General features: G+C 68.7%; 15 protein-coding genes. 4 read left to right on the forward strand and 11 right to left on the reverse strand.

Annotated elements, in window-relative coordinates:
• Window positions 1-105 precede the first annotated feature (105 nt).
• Both KF887_11225 and KF887_11230 read left to right on the forward strand, forming a co-directional pair.
• Window positions 106-2,388, forward strand: coding sequence for a xanthine dehydrogenase family protein molybdopterin-binding subunit (locus tag KF887_11225; GenBank protein QYK40032.1), 2,283 nt, complete (start codon window positions 106-108; stop codon window positions 2,386-2,388).
• Window positions 2,375-3,466 (forward strand): DUF2235 domain-containing protein, encoded by a 1,092-nt coding sequence (locus KF887_11230; GenBank protein QYK43535.1) that lies wholly within the window; start codon window positions 2,375-2,377, stop codon window positions 3,464-3,466. Before KF887_11225 ends, KF887_11230 begins: the two co-directional genes overlap by 14 nt.
• 17 nt (window positions 3,467-3,483) lie before the next feature.
• Here the strand turns inward: KF887_11230 and KF887_11235 are convergent, their stop codons facing one another.
• Window positions 3,484-3,966 carry a PaaI family thioesterase gene (locus tag KF887_11235; protein ID QYK40033.1) on the reverse strand — a complete coding sequence of 161 codons (483 nt, stop codon included), beginning with the start codon at window positions 3,964-3,966 and terminating at the stop codon, window positions 3,484-3,486.
• A 110-nt stretch (window positions 3,967-4,076) separates the two neighbouring features.
• Between KF887_11235 and aguB the strand changes: the two genes are divergently transcribed.
• Window positions 4,077-4,952, forward strand: a complete 876-nt coding sequence (gene aguB, locus KF887_11240; GenBank protein ID QYK40034.1) for an N-carbamoylputrescine amidase — start codon at window positions 4,077-4,079, stop codon at window positions 4,950-4,952.
• Here the strand turns inward: aguB and KF887_11245 are convergent, their stop codons facing one another.
• The 10 genes from KF887_11245 to miaA form a co-directional block, all read right to left on the reverse strand.
• A complete protein-coding gene (locus KF887_11245) occupies window positions 4,953-5,306 on the reverse strand; it encodes an Mth938-like domain-containing protein (GenBank protein QYK40035.1) in 354 nt (117 codons plus the stop codon).
• An 8-nt stretch (window positions 5,307-5,314) separates the two neighbouring features.
• Window positions 5,315-6,295, reverse strand: coding sequence for a protein translocase subunit SecF (secF, locus tag KF887_11250; protein ID QYK40036.1), 981 nt, complete (start codon window positions 6,293-6,295; stop codon window positions 5,315-5,317).
• 7 nt (window positions 6,296-6,302) lie between these two features.
• Window positions 6,303-7,967, reverse strand: coding sequence for a protein translocase subunit SecD (gene secD / locus KF887_11255; GenBank protein QYK40037.1), 1,665 nt, complete (start codon window positions 7,965-7,967; stop codon window positions 6,303-6,305).
• A 28-nt stretch (window positions 7,968-7,995) separates the two neighbouring features.
• Complete coding sequence (yajC, locus tag KF887_11260) at window positions 7,996-8,316, reverse strand: preprotein translocase subunit YajC (GenBank protein ID QYK40038.1); 321 nt, start codon at window positions 8,314-8,316, stop codon at window positions 7,996-7,998.
• 206 nt (window positions 8,317-8,522) lie between these two features.
• The gene (locus KF887_11265; protein ID QYK40039.1) at window positions 8,523-10,601 is read right to left on the reverse strand and encodes an ABC transporter ATP-binding protein; all 2,079 of its coding nucleotides are present in this window, start codon (window positions 10,599-10,601) and stop codon (window positions 8,523-8,525) included.
• A gap of 82 nt (window positions 10,602-10,683) precedes the next feature.
• Window positions 10,684-12,093, reverse strand: a complete 1,410-nt coding sequence (locus tag KF887_11270) for an ABC transporter permease (protein QYK40040.1) — start codon at window positions 12,091-12,093, stop codon at window positions 10,684-10,686.
• Between the two features lie 10 nt (window positions 12,094-12,103).
• Window positions 12,104-13,189: an ABC transporter permease gene (locus KF887_11275; protein ID QYK40041.1), complete on the reverse strand. Its 1,086-nt coding sequence runs from the start codon at window positions 13,187-13,189 to the stop codon at window positions 12,104-12,106.
• 149 nt (window positions 13,190-13,338) lie between these two features.
• A complete protein-coding gene (locus tag KF887_11280) occupies window positions 13,339-14,991 on the reverse strand; it encodes an ABC transporter substrate-binding protein (protein ID QYK40042.1) in 1,653 nt (550 codons plus the stop codon).
• Between the two features lie 221 nt (window positions 14,992-15,212).
• Entirely contained in the window at window positions 15,213-16,040 is an 828-nt protein-coding gene (locus KF887_11285) for a helix-turn-helix domain-containing protein (GenBank protein ID QYK40043.1), read from the reverse strand.
• 101 nt (window positions 16,041-16,141) lie between these two features.
• On the reverse strand, window positions 16,142-17,011 hold the full coding sequence (gene miaA, locus KF887_11290) for a tRNA (adenosine(37)-N6)-dimethylallyltransferase MiaA (protein ID QYK43536.1): 870 nt from the start codon (window positions 17,009-17,011) through the stop codon (window positions 16,142-16,144).
• Window positions 17,012-17,122: 111 nt separating this feature from the next.
• Between miaA and pyrH the strand changes: the two genes are divergently transcribed.
• On the forward strand, window positions 17,123-17,854 hold the full coding sequence (gene pyrH / locus KF887_11295) for a UMP kinase (GenBank protein ID QYK40044.1): 732 nt from the start codon (window positions 17,123-17,125) through the stop codon (window positions 17,852-17,854).
• Window positions 17,855-17,871 lie beyond the last annotated feature (17 nt).

Here is a 17,871-nt window from a genome sequence, read left to right on the forward strand (position 1 = left end):
CGCGGGCGGCACCCTGCGGGGTGCCGCCGCCGCGTCCGGTCGCCGGTTGGACAATCCTCGGCAGGTCGTTAGTGTTTCCCGGGCAGGATGGCCCGGGAGCAACGGATGCAGCAGTTCGGCAAGGCGCAGCCCGCAGGGCGGATCGAGGATCACCGGTTCCTGACCGGGCAGGGCCGCTTTGTGGATGACATCGCGCCCGAGGGCGCGCTGGTGGCGATGTTCCTGCGGTCGCCGGTGGCGCATGGGCGCATCCTGTCGCTGGACCTGAGCGCGGCGCAGGCGATGCCCGGGGTGCATCTGGTGCTGGATGCCGCGGCGCTGGCGGCCGAGGGCGTGGCGCTGGCCATGCAGGGCATGCGGATTTCGGGGCGCGGCGGCGCCCGTGGCGCGGGACCGGAGCGGCCGGTGCTGGCGCAGTCGGTGCTGCGGCATCTGGGCGAGCCGGTGGCGATGGTGGTGGCCGACAGTGCCGCCGTGGCGCGCGACGCCGTCGAGGCCATCGTGCTGGACCACGCGGAGCTTGCGCCCGCCCTGGGGCTGGGGGGCGAGGGCCCCGCGATCCACGCCGTGGCGCCGGGGAACCTGGCCTATGACTATGTGCTGGGGGACGAGGCGGCGGTGGCGGCGGCGCTGGCCGCCGCGCACCACCGCCTGCAGGTTGAGGTGGCGCAGCCCCGGGTCTTTGCCGCCAGCATGGAGCCGCGCGGCGCCTTTGCCGAATGGGATGGCGAGCGGCTGCATTTCTGCACCTGCGCGCAGGGGGTCTGGACCCAGAAGGCCGAGCTGGCGCGGATGCTGGGCCTGCCGCGCGACCGGGTGCGGGTGACCAACCCGGATGTCGGCGGCGGGTTCGGCATGAAGGTGATGACCTATCCCGAATATGTGCCGCTGGCGCAGGCGGCGCGGATGCTGGGGCGGCCGGTGAAATGGACATCGGACCGGGGCGAGGCGATGCTGGCGGACAATGGCGCGCGCGACCTGACGGCGGTGGCCGACCTGGGGTTCGACGCCGACCTGCGGCTGACGGGATATGCCTGCGCGGTGCGGTCGAACATGGGGGCCTACAATTCGCAGTTCGGGCAGAACATCCAGTCGGTCCTGTTCGGCAAGGTGTTCACCGGGATCTACGACCTGCCGATGGCCTGCCTGACGGCGCGCGGCTACTACACCAGCACGACGCCGGTCGATGCCTACCGGGGTGCCGGGCGGCCCGAGGCGATCCTGACGATCGAGCGGGCGATGGATGCGGCGGCGCGGGTGCTGGGCGTGTCGCCCTTCGAGCTGCGGCGGCGCAATGCGATCCGGGCCTTTCCGCACAGCATGATGAACGGCGAGACGATCCGCGACGGCGATTTCCTGCGCATCCTGGACCGGCTGGAGGCGGAGTGCGACCACGCGGGGTTCGCCGCCCGGCGGGCCGAGAGCGCGGCCCGGGGGCGGCTGCGCGGCTTCGGGCTGGCCAGCTATATCGAGGCGGTGCTGGGCGATCCGGCCGAAACCGCGCGGATCGCCTTCGACCCCGACGGGACGGTGACGCTGTTCGTCGGCACGCAGTCGAACGGGCAGGGGCACGAGACGGTCTATACCCGCCTGCTGTCGGAGCGGACGGGCATCGCGCCGCATCTGATCCGCATCGTGCAGGGCGACAGCGACGCGATCCCGGCGGGCGGGGGCACCGGGGGATCGCGGTCAGTGACGGTGCAGGGCTCGGCCACGGTCGAGACGGTGGCGGCCATGGTCGCGGCCTTCGCGGCCTATCTCGCCGATGACATGGGCGATGGCGTGGCCTTCGACGGGCGCAGCTTTCACGCGCCGGGGACGAACCTGCGGCCGACGCTGATCGAGGCGGCGGAGCGGGCGCGCGCGGCGGGGCGCGCGGACCTGCTGTCGCACGAGCGCGCGATCACGCTTGCGGCGCGCAGCTTTCCCAATGGCGCCCACGCCGCCGAGGTCGAGATCGACCCCGAGACCGGGCTTGTCACGCTGGACCGCTATACGGTCACCGACGATTTCGGCACGATGCTGGCCCCGGAACTGGTCGAGGGGCAGGTGCATGGCGGCATCGCGCAGGGCTTTGGCCAGACAATGACGGAACGGGTGGTCTTTGACGGCCAGGGCCAGTTGCTGACCGGGAGTTTCATGGACTACGCGATGCCGCGCGCCGCCGACATGCCGCGCCCGCGCTTCACCACCGAGCCGGTGCCCACCGCGACCAACCCGCTGGGCATGAAGGGCTGCGGCGAGGCGGGGACGGTGGGGGCGCTGGGCGCGCTCTCGAACGCGGTGGCGGATGCGCTGGCCCAGGCCGGGGCGCCCGCGATGCAGATGCCGTTCTCGCCCGGCCGTGTCTGGGCGCATCTGAGGGAGGCGCAATCTGGCCCTGTCTGACCTTCTGCGCAGGTTCCTGCGCCGCGAACCGGTGCCGGTTCTGCGGTCCGAGGGGATTGCGGCCGCTCCGCCGGGGCGGCTGCGCGGACAGGTGGATCACGTGATCATCCTGGATGGCACGATGTCGTCGCTGGCCGAGGGGATGGAGACGAATGCGGGCATCACCTACAAGCTGCTGTCCGAGGGTGGGCCGCGCGCACATCGGACGGTGTATTACGAACCCGGCCTGCAATGGGAAAGCTGGCGGCATTTCCAGGATGTCGTTCAGGGCAAGGGCCTGAACCGGCAGATCCGCCGGGCCTATGGATGGCTGTGCAGCCATTACCGGCCGGGCGACCGGATCTGGCTGCTGGGCTATTCGCGCGGGGCCTATGCGGTGCGGTCGCTGGCCGGGGTGATCGACCGTATCGGCCTGCTGCGGCAGGACTGCGCCATCGAGCGGAACGTGAAGATCGCCTTCCGCCACTATCGCCATGGACCGGAACGCGCCACGGCGCGCGCCTTCGTGCGGCGCAACTGCCACCGGGACGCGCCGATCGAGATGGTCGGCGTCTGGGACACGGTGAAGGCGCTGGGCCTGCGGCTGCCGCTGCTGTGGATGCTGACCGAGGGGCGCAATTCGTTCCACAACCATCAGCTGGGCCCGGCGATCCGGCACGGGTTCCATGCGCTGGCGCTGCACGAGACTCGGGCGGTGTTCGCGCCGGTGCTGTGGCAATGCCCGCCGGAATGGCAGGGCAACGTGGAACAGATGTGGTTCCGGGGGGCGCATGGCGACGTGGGCGGGCAGATCGGCCATTTCGTGGCGGCGCGCCCGCTGTCGAACATTCCGCTGGTCTGGATGCTGGACCGGGCGGAAAGCTGCGGCCTGGCCTTGCCCGAGGACTGGCGCGCGCGGTTTCCCTGCGATGCGCAGGCGCCGATGGCCGGCACCTGGCGGGGCTGGGGTGCGGTGTTCCTGCTGCGCCGCCGCCGTGTGGTGGGGCGCGACCGGTCGGAACGCATCCACCCCACCGCGATGCCTGCCCCGCCCCCCGAGGGGCCGCCTGCCGCGGCCACGGTGCCCGGCCCGTTCTGACGCGACCGGCGGCCGGATCAGTCGAGCAGAATGCAGGTCGTCGTGCCCGTGGCGTAAAGGCGGCCGTCGGCGGCCCCCCGGATCTCGGCCCGCGCGACGGCGGTGGACCGGCCCGCATGGTCGACCAGACCCTCGGCCAGCACATCGACCCCCAGCGGCAGGGCACGGATCAGGCTGATCTTGTATTCCAGCGTGGTGTACCATTTGCCCTGCGGCACGCGGGTCATCACCGCGCAGCCCATGGCACTGTCGAGCACCGTACCATACCAGCCGCCGTGGACGCCCCCTACCGGATTGGTCTGGGCAATGCCCGCCGCGCCGCGGAACACCGCGCGGCCGTCGCCGACCTCGACCAGGCGATAGTTCAGAAGGCGCGAGATCGCCGGATGCGGCAGGCGGCCCGCCAGCATCCCCTCCATGAAATCGCGGCCCGACATCGACAGAAGCAGGTCGCGCGGCGGGATATCCGCCAGGGTTTCGGCATAGATCGGATCGGGCATGGGGGTGTCCTGCGGCATGGGTCCGTTGTGGCAAGCCGCGGGCGCGCTGTGAAGGGGCTTTTCCGCGGCGGCGCGGCGGGGCAGGGTGGGGCCCGAAGCCGGAGAGACCCATGCGCCCCCTGACCCTTGCCGTCACCCAGTTCGCGATGACCTGGGACCTGCCCGCGAACCTCGATGCCGCCGAGACCGCGGTGCGTGCCGCCGCCGAGCGGGGGGCGGGGGTGATCCTGCTGCCCGAGCTGTTCGCCGCGCCCTATTTCTGCAAGACCGAGCGGGCGGAATACCTGGGCCTGGCGCTGCCCGCCGCCGGGCATCCGGTGGTGGCGCGCTTTGCCGGCCTGGCGCGGGAACTGGGCGTGGTGCTGCCGGTCAGTTTCTTCGAGCGGGCGGGGCAGGCGCATTTCAACACCGTGGCGATGGTGGATGCCGATGGCCGGGTTCTGGGCCATTACCGCAAGAGCCATATCCCGCAGGGCCCGGGCTATGAGGAGAAGTACTATTTCTCGCCCGGGGACACGGGGTTCCGGGTGTGGGATACCGCCATGGGGCGGATCGGCGTGGGAATCTGCTGGGACCAGTGGTTCCCCGAGGCGGCGCGGGCCATGGCGCTGTTGGGTGCCGAGGCGATCCTCTATCCCACCGCGATCGGGTCGGAGCCGCCCGCGCCCGGCTATGACAGCCAGCCGCATTGGGAAACCGTGATGCGCGGCCATGCGGCCGCGAACATCCTGCCGGTGGCGGCGTCGAACCGCGTCGGCACCGAGACCGCGCCCGAGGGGGTGGAGGTGACGTTCTACGGGTCGAGCCTTGTCGCCGGGCCGACCGGCACGCTGCTGGCGCGCGCCCCGCGCGAGGGTGCTGCGGTCGAGGTGGCGACGGTCGATCTGGACGAGACGGCGGCGCTGCGGGCCTCCTGGGGGCTGTTCCGCGACCGACGCCCCGAACTCTACGGGGCGCTGGCCACGCTGGACGGCGGGCGGGCCTGACTAGACCGGAAACAGCGCCAGCGCGACGCGCCGCCCTTCGGACAGAAGCACGTTGTAGGTGCGGCATGCGGCGGGCGAGGACATCGGCTCGACGCCGATCCCGGCATCCTCGATCACGCTGCGGAAGGTCTTGGGCGGATGGGCGATCTCGGCCCCCGTGCCGACGAACAGCACGTCGATCCGCCCGGCCAGCGTCAGGGGCGCGGCGGTATCGTCATAGCCGCCCCAGGCGCCGGCATCCCAGGGCGTGATCAGGCACCGGCCGCGCAGCACGCGCCCGCCGATGCGGAAGAAGCCCGGCCCGTAGCCCTCGACCGGCATCGCGGAGTCGTAGGTGATCTCGGTCAGCCGCATGGCGGCGCTCAGGCTTCCGGCTTGGCGAACTGGGTGCCCGCCGGTCCGCCCTCGTCATCCTTCTTCGACCAGTCGCGCCGCACCCCCAGCCACAGCACCACGTTCTTGGCCATGTAGACCGAGGAATAGGTGCCGATGACGATACCGAAGGTGATGGCAAAGACGAAGCCCCGGATCACGTCGCCGCCCAGCACCAGAAGCGCGATCAGCGCGATCAGCGTGGTGCCGGTGGTCATCAGGGTGCGCGACAGGGTTTCGTTGACGCTGAGGTTCATCACCTCGACCAGCGGCATCGTCTTGAACTTGATGAGGTTCTCGCGCAGCCGGTCGAACACCACGACGGTGTCGTTGATCGAATAGCCAAGGATGGTCAGCAGCGCCGCGATCACCGCCAGGTCGAAACGGATCTGGAACAGCGCGAAGACGCCCACGGTGACCAGCACGTCATGCACCAGCGCCAGCACGGCGCCGACCGCGAACTGCCATTCGAAGCGCAGCCAGATGTAGATGAGGATGGCGGTGGTGGCGCCGACCACCGACAGGATCGCCGACCAGATCAGTTCGCCCGACACCTTGGGGCCGACCGATTCCACCGAGGCGAAGCGGATCGCGGGATCGAGTTCCTTGAGCGTGTTCTCGACCGCGGCGATCATCTCGGGGGTGACCGCCTCTTGCCCGTCCTGCGCCTGGATGCGGATCATCGCGACATTCTGGTCGGGTCCGAAGGTGGGGTCGAACACCTCGGTGATCGAGATGTCGCCAAGCTCCAGCGTCGCCAGCGCCGCGCGCTTGCCCGCGATGTCGACGGCCTGGGTGCTTTCGGTGCGGATTGTCGTGCCGCCGCGGAAGTCGATGCCGAAGTTCAGCCCGAACATCGCGACGAACACGACGGACAGCACCATCATGACGATGGAGGCACCGAAGGTGACCCTGGCGGCGGCGAAGAAGTTGATGTTGGTCTTGTCGGGGACCAGCCTCAGGTGGCGCATCTTGTCCTCACACGTGCAGGGTCTTGGGCCGCGCCCGCTCGAACCAGGTCACCACCAGAAGACGGGTGACGAAGACGGCGGTGAAGACCGAGGTGATGATCCCGATGCCCAGCGTCACGGCAAAGCCGCGCACCGGGCCTGCGCCCACCATGAACAGGATGGCCGCGGTGATGAAGGTGGTGATGTTGGCGTCGATGATCGCCGACAGCGCCTTCTGATAGCCAAGCTCGATGGCCCGGGCCGGGCCCCGCGCCGTTCGCATCTCTTCGCGGATGCGTTCGAAGACCAGGACGTTCGCATCCACGGCCATGCCGATGGTCAGCACGATGCCCGCGATGCCCGGCAGGGTCAGGGTGGCACCGATCACGCTGAGCGCGCCGAAGATCAGCGCGACGTTCAGGCCAAGCGCCAGGACCGCCAGCACGCCGAAAAGGCCGTAGCTGGCGACCATGAACACCACGACGGCGCACATGGCGATCAACGAGGCGAAGCGCCCGGCCTCGATCGAATCCTGCCCGAGTTCGGGGCCGATGGTGCGTTCTTCCAGAAAGGTCATTTCGGCGGGCAGGGCGCCCGCGCGCAGCAGCACCGCGAGGTTTGTCGATTCCTCGACCGTGAAGCGGCCGGTGATGATGCCCGAACCGCCGGGGATATGGCTCTGGATCACCGGGGCCGAAATCACCTCGTCGTCCAGCACGATGGCAAAGGGCGTGCCGATGTTGGCTGCCGTGTAGTCGCCGAACTTGCGCGCCCCGGACGGGTTGAAGCGGAAGTTGACCGCCGGGCGGTTGTTCTGGTCGAAGGCGGGCTGGGCATCGACCAGTTCCTCGCCGGTCACGACCGGCGTCCCCTCGACCACGTAATAGACGCCGGGTTCGTCGGAGGCGGGAAGAAGCCGGTTGCGCGCACCGGGGTCGGCGCCCGCGTCGCTGGTCTGGCGGACGACCGGATGGAAGGTCAGCTGTGCCGTGGTGCCGATCAGAGCCTTGAGTTCGCTGGCCGATCCGATGCCGGGCACCTGGATCAGGATGCGGTCCTCGCCCTGGCGCTGGATCGTCGGTTCGCGGGTTCCCACCTCGTCCACGCGGCGGCGGATGATTTCCAGCGACTGCTGCATGGTGCGGTTGTCGGTGGCCTCGCGTTCGGCGGCGGAAAGCTGCACCACGATCTCGCCCTGGTCGACCGACACCTCGATGTCCTCGGCGCCGATGCCGGTCAGCGTGACGACCGGCTGGGCCAGCGCCCGGACCGTCTCGACCGCTGACTGGAGGCCGGCGGGGTTCGAGATGGCGACGCGCAGCACGCCATCCGGGCTGGGCTGGCGGCGGACCGTGCCAACCTGATCGCGCTTGTCGCGCAGCGCGTCGCGCACCTCGGGCCATAGCCCGTCGATGCGTGCCGCATAGACATCGGCCACCCTGACCTCGGCCAGCAGATGCGCGCCGCCGCGCAGGTCGAGCCCGAGGTTGACCAGCGTCGCGGGCAGGAAGGACGGCCAGGCGCCGATCGCCGTTTCCAGCGCGGGCGTGGGCGCGGCGCCCGCGGCGACCGCGGCCTTGGCGTCATTGTGCGCCTCGACCCGGGAATACATCAGGTTCGGGGCCGAGAACGCGATTCCGGCCGCACAGACGGCCCAGATCAGCACGCGTTTCCAGGCAGGGATATCCAGCATCGGGCGCGCCTCTGCGGTTGGTGCGGTGTCAGGCTGCGGGTTCGGTCTTGGCCATGACCTGGGCGATCGTGTGCTTGAGCACGCGGACCTTCACGCCGTCGGCGATTTCCACCTCGACGATGTTGTCCTCACCGACCTTGGTGACCTTGCCGACGATGCCGCCCTGCGTCAGCACCTGGTCCCCGCGCCGCAGCGCCTCGACCATTGCCTTGTGTTCCTTGAGCTTTTTCTGCTGCGGACGGATCAGCAGGAAATACATGATCGCAAAGATCAGGATCAGCGGGACGAAGGAGGCGAATGCGCTGCCGGCGCCGCCGGCGGCCTGGGCATAGGCGGGAGTTGCGAACATGAGGCGTCCTCTGGTCAGGTCAGGGCGGGCGCGTGCCCCCCGGATTTGCGGTGGCGCACCCTATCGACGGCGGATGCGATGTTCAAGCGAAGGGGGCGGGCACCGCCTTGGGCGCCATGTATGCCCGCGCGGGCGCGATTGCCAGAGGCGAGATGGCGGATATCGGATGGCGGGCGGGCACGCCGCCCGGCTTCAGTTCCCCGCTGTCATTCGGCGGCGATGCTGATGACCGGCTGCATCCCGTTCAGCACATCGGTCGAAAGGTGGCACTTGATCTGATGGCCCGCCGCCAATGTGCGGTTGGGCGGCATCTCGCGGTCGCACAGGCCGCCGGGCACCTGCGACTTCCACCGGCAGCGGGTCTGGAACGGGCAGCCGGGGGGCGGGTTCATCGCCGAGGGGATGTCGCCTTCCAGCACGATGCGCTGCTTGGTCACCCGGGTATCGGCGATGGGCACGGCGGACAGCAGCGCCTCGGTATAGGGGTGATAGGGGGGGCTGAACACCTGGTCGGTGGTGCCGAGTTCCACCACATGTCCCAGATACATCACCATGACCCGGTCGCTGAGATAGCGCACGATGCTGAGGTCGTGGCTGATGAACAGAAGCGTCGTGCGCTTGGTGCGCTGGATGTCCATCAGAAGGTCGGTGACGGCGGCCTGAACCGAGACGTCGAGCGCGCTGACCGGCTCGTCGGCCACCACGACCTTGGCGCCACCCGCGAAGGCCCGGGCGATGCCCACGCGCTGCTTCTGGCCGCCCGACAGTTGCCGGGGCATCCGGATGGCGAATTCGCGCGGCAGTTTCACGAGATCGAGGAGTTCGAGCATCCGCGCCTCGCGCGCGGCATCGCTGTCGCCCTCGCCGAAGATTTCCAGCGCCCGGATGATCTGGCGACCCACGGACATCGAGGGGTTCAGCGTATCGAACGGGTTCTGGAACACCATCTGCACCGAGGACACGGTGTCGGTGCCGCGCTTTTCGATGGGCGTGTCCTGAATGTCCTGATTGTAGAGCACGATCTTGCCGCTGGTGGCGGTTTCCAGCCCCATCAGGACCTTGGCGAAGGTGGATTTTCCGCAGCCCGATTCGCCGACGATCGCCAGTGTCTCGCCCTCGCGCGCCTCGAAGCTGAGGGTTTCGTTCGCCTTGACCACGCGGACGTCGCCGCCGCCGAAGGCGCCCTTGGTGACCTCGTAATACTTGCGCAGGTCCTCCATCCGCAGGACGACATCGCCGACGGGCATCTTCTCGACCACGCGGCCCGCCATGGGCGGCGCGGCCCAATCGATCTGCTCCCACTTGACGCAGCGGGTGCCGTGGCGGTCGCCGCCGGCGTCGAACATCGGCACATCGCCCGCGTCGCAGAGGCCCTTGTCGAAGTAGGAACAGCGCGGGCCGAAGTTGCAGCCCTTCGGGCGTTCGTGGGGCAGGGGGAAGTTGCCGGGAATGGCGACCAGCGGACGTGTCGTCTTGTCGGCGCCGGGCAGGGGAATCGCGCGGAACAGGGCCTGCGTGTAGGGATGGCGCATGCGGTTGAACACCTCGGCCACGGCGCCGGTCTCGACGGCCTCGCCCGAATACATCACGCAAAGCCGGTCGCAGACCTCGAGCACGAGGCCGAGGTTGTGGCTGATGAACAGCATCGACGTGCCGTATTTCTCGCCCAGTTCGCGCACCAGATCGACGATGCCCGCCTCGACCGTCACGTCGAGCGCGGTGGTCGGTTCGTCGAGGATCAGGAGCGCGGGCTTGGCCATCAGGGCCATGGCGATGACGATGCGCTGCTGCTGGCCACCCGACAACTGGTGCGGATAGGCGCGCAGGATGCGGTCGGGATCGGGCAGCTTCACATCGGCGACGATCTGGCGGGCCAGCGCCCAGGCCTCGTCCTTGCCCATGCCCTGATGGATCATCGGCACCTCGGCAAGCTGCGCGCCGATCTTCATCGCCGGGTTCAGCGAGGCCATCGGTTCCTGGTAGATCATCGCGATCTCGGAGCCGCGGATCTGGCGCAGTTCCTCATCCGACATGCGCGTCAGGTCGCGGCCCTTGAACTTGATGCTGCCGCCGACGATGCGGCCGGTCTTGCCGAGGTCGCGCATCACCGCGAGCGCCACGGTCGACTTGCCGCAGCCGGATTCCCCCACCAGCCCCATCGCCTCGCCGGCCATGACCTTGCAGGAGAAATCCATCACCGCCGGGATCTCGCGCAGGCGGGTGAAGAACGAGATCGACAGGTGGTCGATTTCGAGGATGGGTTGGCTGGGGTCCCAGTCTGACATGGCGGGCCTCGCGCGGGCTGGAGGGGTCCGGACGGGTGCCGGACCCCCCGGGGGGCATTTCTACGAAGAAGCGGAACGGCGGTCAGTCACGAAGCGATTCCTCGCGCAGACCGTCGGCGAGCAGGTTGAGGCCCAGCACCAGCGACATCAGCGACAGCGCCGGCACCACCGCCGGATGGACATAGAGCGCCAGCAGGCGCCGCCCGTCGTTGATGGTCGATCCCCAGTCGGGCGACTCGGGCGAGACGCCGAGGCCGAAGAAGCCCAGCGTTCCCAGCAGGATGGTGGTGTAGCCGATGCGCAGGCAGAAATCGACGATCAGCGGGCCGCGCGCATTGGGCAGGATTTCCCACAGCATGATGTACCACGGGCCTTCGCCCCGGGTCTGGGCCGCCGACACATAGTCGCGCGCCTTCAGGTCCATCACGATGCCGCGCACGATGCGGAACACGGTGGGGGCGTTCACGAAGACGACCGAGACGAAGACGTTCAGAAGGTTCGGCTCCATCGACCAGATGCCGAGCGGGTCGGCGTTGAACGCAAGGCCCGAATAGGCCCAGAGGCCGATGACCAGCGTGATCGCGACATAGATGTTGCGCTTTTTCGGATCGGTGAAGAACCGGCTGTTCCACAGCACGCAGAGGAAGATGACCGGGAACAGGAACAGCACGGCCGCCAGCACGATGGGAATGCCGGTGACGCGGATTTCCGGGGTGACCAGCAGGTAGAACAGCAGGATCACCGGGAAGGCGAGCACCAGGTTGGCGAAGAACGACAGGATCGTGTCCAGCCGCCCGCCGAAATAGCCGGCGGGCAGGCCCAGCGTGATGCCGACCATGAAGGCGAAGGCGGTGGCGGCCGGGGCGATGGCCAGCACCCGGCGTGCGCCCATGACCATGCGGCTGAACACGTCGCGCGCCAGGTTGTCGCCGCCGAGCAGGTAGATGGCATTTTCCTGCCCTGCAACGGGGCTGCCGGGCGACAGGTTCTTCATGCCCGAGATCTGCGCCAGGGGGTCGAAGGTGATGATCAGGTCGGCGAAGAAGGCGGTGTAGACCCAGAACATCACGATGGCGAAGCCCGCCATGCCGACCGTGCTGTCGAACAGCTTGCCATAGAGGCCAAGTCGCCGTTTCCACCGGATCGAGACGGCGAAGGTCACGATCAGCGCCAGCCAGACAGGCCAGAACCGCGCGGCCATCGCCCCCAGGATGCCCTGGCGGGCGGGGTCGGACGAGAGATAGCCCTGAAGCGCATAGAGCACGGCGATGCCGGCAAGACCCAGCACCGTGAACCGTGCCGCAGTCGCGGCCATGTCTGCGGGGCTGCGGGTGACGACAAGCGTGCCGTCGGCCTGTGTCACGGTGCCGGGGCCGGAAAAGAACGACAGGATGATCTGCGCGACGACCGCGACGGCGAGCGCGACGACCAGCGCCGCCGCCAGGGGGTTCAGGATGGGGCCGAAGGCGCCGGTCCAGGTGATCGGGTCCATGCGTCTCTCCTCAGGCCAGTCGGATGCGGGGGTTCAGGAAGACATAGCCGATGTCCGAAATCAGCTGCGTCACCAGCACGACGAAGACCGCGACGACCGAACAGCCGAGCAGCAGCTCGATGTCGTTGTTGCCGGCGGCCTGCACCAGCGTCCAGCCGAAGCCCTTGTAGTTGAACAGGGTTTCCACGATCACCACGCCGTTCAGCAGCCAGGGGAACTGCAGCATGATCACGGTGAACGGCGCGATCAGCGCATTGCGCAGCGCGTGCCGCATGACCACCTCGCGGAAGCCGACGCCCTTGAGCCGGGCGGTGCGGATGTATTGCTGCGTCATCACCTCGGTCATCGAGGCGCGGGTCATCCGGGCGATGTAGCCGATGCCGTAGAGCGCGATGGTCATCACCGGCAGGCCGAAGTTCCAGAATGTCAGCTTGTCCATTGCCGCCGTTGCGGTGCCCTGGAACAGGGTGCGCCCGGACAGCAGCCCGGCCTCGGCCAGAACCGGTGACAGGCCGGTCGTCGCCGAGGCGAGGAGCGCGATCAGGATCACCCCCGAGACATATTCGGGGGTGGCCGTCGAGGCGATGGCCATGGTGGACAGCGTGCGGTCCATGCGCGAACCCTCGCGCATCCCCGCCAGGACCCCCATGAGCAGCGACACGGGCACCATCACGACCATGACCCAGAACATCAGCCAGCCGGTCAGGCCCAGCGAACGCGCAAGGATCGCGCCCACGTCGGTCTTGAACACGGTCGTATAGCCCCAGTCGCCCTGCAGGATGCCGCAGAAGCGCGGTGCGGTTTCAACGGTATGCCCGCGAAGGCAGCGACCGGTGACGGCGCCGGTGCCTGGGTCGGTCGAGCGCCAGCCGGGCACCACGCCCAGCCATTCGCCATAGCGCACCACCGTGGGCCGGGCATAGCCGTTGCGGTTCAGCCAGGTTTCCACGGCGTCGTCGGTCATCCGCACCGAAGCTTCGGATTTCGCGAGCTTTTCCAGGTTTGGCGGCAGGTTCGTCATGTAGAACACGACGAATGTCAGGCAGATCGCCGTCAACACCATCACTGCAAGGCGGCGAAGGATGAAGGTGGCCATGGCAATTCCTTTCGCGCGGACGCGGCGGAAGGGGGCGGGGCCACCGGTCGCGGTGGTGGCCCTGCGGGCTCAGGCGGGGGCCGGGACGGCGGCCCCGGAAGCAGGTCCCGCGCGGCCTGTCGCCGCGCGGGACCGGTCGGCGGTGCCGGTCAGGCGTCGATCCACCACTTGTAGTGGTGATGCTCGAACGTCGCGTGCATGTCGGCGCCCTTCACCTTGGGATCGAAGTGGCGGTAGATCGAGCGCCAGTAGGGCTGGATCATCACGCCCTCCTCCTGCATGATCGTCTCCAGCCGCACCATGACCTCGCGCCGCGCATCCGCATCGGCGATCGACAGGGCCTTGGCCAGTTCCGCATCGAATTCGGCGTTGGAGAAGGCAGCCTCGTTCCAGGCCTCGCCGGTGCGGTAGGCGAGCGCGAGGATCTGCACGCCCAGAGGGCGCATGTTCCATTCGGTCGCCGACCAGGGATACTTGGTCCAGTCGTTCCAGAAGGTCGATCCCGGCAGAACCGTGCGCTTGACGTTGATGCCCGCGTCGCGGACCTGCGCCGCCACCGTGTTGCAGGTTGCGGCCTGCCAGGCGTCGTCGAGCGAGATCAGTTCGAACTCGAAATCGGCCTTGCCGGCCGCCGCGATCATCTCCTTGGCCTTGGCGGGGTTCACCTCGACCGGGGCCAGTTGGGCGTATTCGGGGTGGATCGGGCAGACATGGTGGTTTTCCGCCACCGTGCCGAGGCCGGAGTATCCGAGTTCCAGAACCACCTTGTTGTCCACCGCCATGGTCAAGGCACGGCGGACGTTCACGTCCTGGTATTCCTCGGCGAGCTGGTTGAACCGCACCGCGATCGTCGCCGCCGTCACCGCCTCGGACCGGGTCCAGCCCAGGCCGTCCAGAACCTGGATGTATTCGCCCGTGGACTGGTAGGTGGCGTCGATCTCGCCCGAACCGGCGGCCGCCACTTCGGCGGCGGGATCGGTGCCAAGGTCGATATACTCGATCCGCTCGAGGTACGGGCCGCCATAGACGGCCGTGCCCCACCAGGTGTGGTTGGTGTTCAGCGCGAGAACCTGGCGCACACCGACCTCATTGACCTCGGGCAGGTAGGGGCCGGTGCCGATCGGGTTCGCGGCCGGGTCGCCGTTGTCATAGGACCGGTGCACCACGGCAGCCGGATAGTCGGCCATGCCGGCGATGATGGTGATGTCGGGCGAGGCCAGCGTGAGCTTCACGGTCAGCGGATCGACCACCACGGCCGCGCCGTCGCGCATGGCCTTGGTGTCCGGGTTGACGAGCGCCGAGACGCGGCCCGCCATCGAGTTGCCCTCGACCGAACCGTCGCACCAGCGGACGATGTTGTGAACGACGTCATCGGCGGTGAAATCGTCGCCGTTGTTCCACTTCACACCGGCACGCACCTTCAGGGTGTATTCGGTGGCGTCGGCGTTCGCCTCCCAGCTTTCCAGCAGCATGCCACGGATCGAGCCGTCGTTGTTGTACTCGACCAGATACTCCAGCCAGCCGCGGGTGAAGTTTGCAATCTGGCTCCAGTCGGCGGTGCGCGGGTCCTTGACGCCCTTGGTCTCCATCGACATGCGCAGGGTGCCGCCGGGCTTGCCCTGTGCGAGTGCCGGACTGGGGGCGACAAGGCCGAGAAGCCCGTAGGCTGCGGGGGCGGCCACCCCGAGTGCGGTGACGCGGGCGAGGAATTCGCGGCGGCTCATCGTGCCCGCCTTTACTTCGTCGGCATAGGCAGTGGCGGCCGGGTGAATCATGTCCCGGCTGCGAATCTGTGCGGTCATCGTCGTCTCCCTGTGGTGGCGGCCCCGTGCATGGCGGGCGGCCTTCTTTGGTGTCGAAGCGGCCAGGCGGAAACCGTGATATGCCCCGCACCGACACGCGGCGCTGGGCGGCGGCGAACCCCGGCCCGCGCCTATTCGGCACTGTTTGTCCCCCGACGTCAACGGCTGGATTCGTCATCGGGCCGCAGAAATACGACATGCACGGCTTGACTCAGCACCAGTCAGGCGCTGCGCCGGAACACTGTCGGGGCCTTCCCGGTGCGGTGGTGGAAGGCCCGCGTGAAATAGGCGGGAGAGGTGAATCCCAGCATCTGCGCGATGTCCTTGACCGGCAGATCCGTCTCGGCCAGCATCCGCCGCGCCTCGAATATCAGCCGGTCGTGCAACAGGTCCGACGCGGGGCGTCCGCAGGCCTGTCGGCAGCACCGCGTCAGGTGCGTCGCGGTCACGCCCAGGGCCTCGGCGAAGTCGCCCACGCCGAGCCCCGAGCGGAAGTCGCGTTCCAGAAGCGCCGCGTAGCGCGCCACGAGACGGCGCGCGGCATCAGGCTTTGGCGTATCGGCGGCGATCTTGTCGGCCTGGCGCTCGATCCAGACGCCCAGAAGCCCCAGATAATGCCCCGCCGCCCGTGCCGAACCCGGGCTCTGGCTGGCCATTTCCCGCCCGATGGCGTCGAGCAGGACATTCAGATCCTGCGCCACATGGGTCTCGCGGATGCGCAGGTGCAGTGGCGCGGCGGAAAGCGGAATGCCGGAGCCGCGGCCGAAGAACACGGCGGTGCCAAAGACCTGTGGCCCGACCTCGAACCCGTGCATGACCCCCGCGGGTATCAGGATGGCGTTGTTCGCGGTATAGCCCCGGGTGCTTCCCGCGATCGTGATCCGTCCCTGGCCCTTGGTGAACCAGAGGAAAAGGGGTTCGGACAGCGAGCGCATCGCCTCGACCCGCCAACGGCCGCCCACGGCAAGCTTCGGGATCGGCATGATGCGCGGCGCGCCTGCCTTCGGTCCGGCGGGCAGCGAGGGAAAGGATTCGGCAATCGCGGTCATCGGCGGTCCTGCGGGGCTCTGCCTGACAGTGATAACCACCCCGGCGCCTGCTTCCCAAGCGAAAAGATCGTCCGTCGGCAGCAGACCGCGCGGCGGTCCGCTCAACCCCGGGTAATCGGGCGCCATCCCTGTCCCAGCCCGCGAAAGGCGGTGCCCTGGCGCTTGGCGTATTGCCGGGTCGCCAGCGTCGCGGCATCGCGCGCCTCGGACAGGGTCATCTGTCCCTTCAGATGCGCGACCAGTTCGGGCGCCCCGATGGCCCGCGCCCAGGGGCGTGCGGGTGCCCAGTGCGGCAGGATGGCGCGCACCTCGTCCAGCGCGCCCGCATCCAGCATCGCGGCGAAACGGCGTTCGATGCGGGCGTGCAGCCAGTCGCGCTGCGGTTGAAGGACTATCGCCGCCGCCGGGTGGTCGAGCGGCAGGGTCGGGGGAGTCGGCGCGTCCTGCCAGTCGGCCAGACCGCGGCCGGTGGCGCGCAGGACCTCCCAGGCACGCTGGACCCGCGCCGGATTGGCCCGGTCGATCCGCTCCGCCGTCGCGGCATCGATGCCCGCCAGCAGCGCCGCCACCCCGCCCGCAGCGCGCAGCGCGTCGCCCTCGGCGCGCACCTCGGGCGGGACCGGCGGCACTTCGGCCAGCCCCCGCGTCAGGGCGCGGAAATACAGCATGGTGCCGCCCACGATCACCAGCGGGCGATCACCTTCCAGAAGGCGCGCCACCTGCCGCAGCCAGTGGCCCGCCGACCAGGTGTCATCCCGCGCGACATGGCCGTAGAGCGCGTGGGGCGCCGCAGCCTCGTCGGCAGGACCGGGGCGGGCGGTCAGGACACGCCAGCAGCCATAGACCTGCAGCGCGTCGGCGTTGACGACGACACGGCCGTCGCGGGCGGCGATTTCCAGCGCCAGCGCGGACTTGCCGCTGGCGGTGGGTCCCGCGATCAGCACCGGCGCCTCGCGCGAGATCGTTCGCATCCAGCCGTCCACGCGATACCCCTTCGCATTCCCCCGGCGCGGGTTGAACCCCGCCGCCCTTTCCCCTTATCTTGCGCGCCGACCGTCGGCAGGGACAAGGGGCAGGGGAACATGACGACCGACACGGAACCGAAGGTCGCCTATTCCCGCGTCATGCTGAAGATATCCGGCGAGGCGCTGATGGGCGACCAGGGCTATGGCCTGCATCCGCCCACCGTGACGCGCATCGCGCAGGAGGTGAAGTCGGTCCGCGACATGGGCGTCGAGATCTGCATGGTGATCGGCGGCGGCAACATCTTTCGCGGGCTGCAGGGGTCGGCGCAGGGCATGGAGCGCACCACGGCCGACTACATGGGGATGCTGGCCACGGTGATGAACGCGCTTGCCATGCAGTCGGCGCTCGAATCGATCGGGGTATTCACCCGGGTGATCAGCGCCATCCCGATGGACCAGGTCTGCGAACCCTACATCCGCCGCCGCGCCGTGCGCCACCTGGAGAAGAAGCGCGTCTGCATCTTTGCCGCCGGGACCGGCAACCCCTATTTCACCACCGACACGGCCGCCACGCTGCGCGCCAACGAGATGGCCTGCCAGGCCATCTTCAAGGGAACCAAGGTGGATGGCGTCTATGACAAGGATCCGCGCAAGCACGCGGATGCAAGGCGATACACGACCGTCAGCTATGACGAATGCCTGGAGAAGCATCTGGGCGTGATGGATGCCACCGCCATCGCGCTGGCCCGCGACAACAACCTGCCCATCATCGTGTTCAGCCTCGACGAACCCGGCGGGTTCCGGGGCATCCTGGCGGGGCAGGGCACCTACACGCGCGTGTCGGGTTGACGCGCGCCCTACCCACG

The sequence above is a fragment of the Paracoccaceae bacterium genome (assembly GCA_019454225.1).
In the GTDB taxonomy this organism is placed as follows: Bacteria; Pseudomonadota; Alphaproteobacteria; order Rhodobacterales; family Rhodobacteraceae.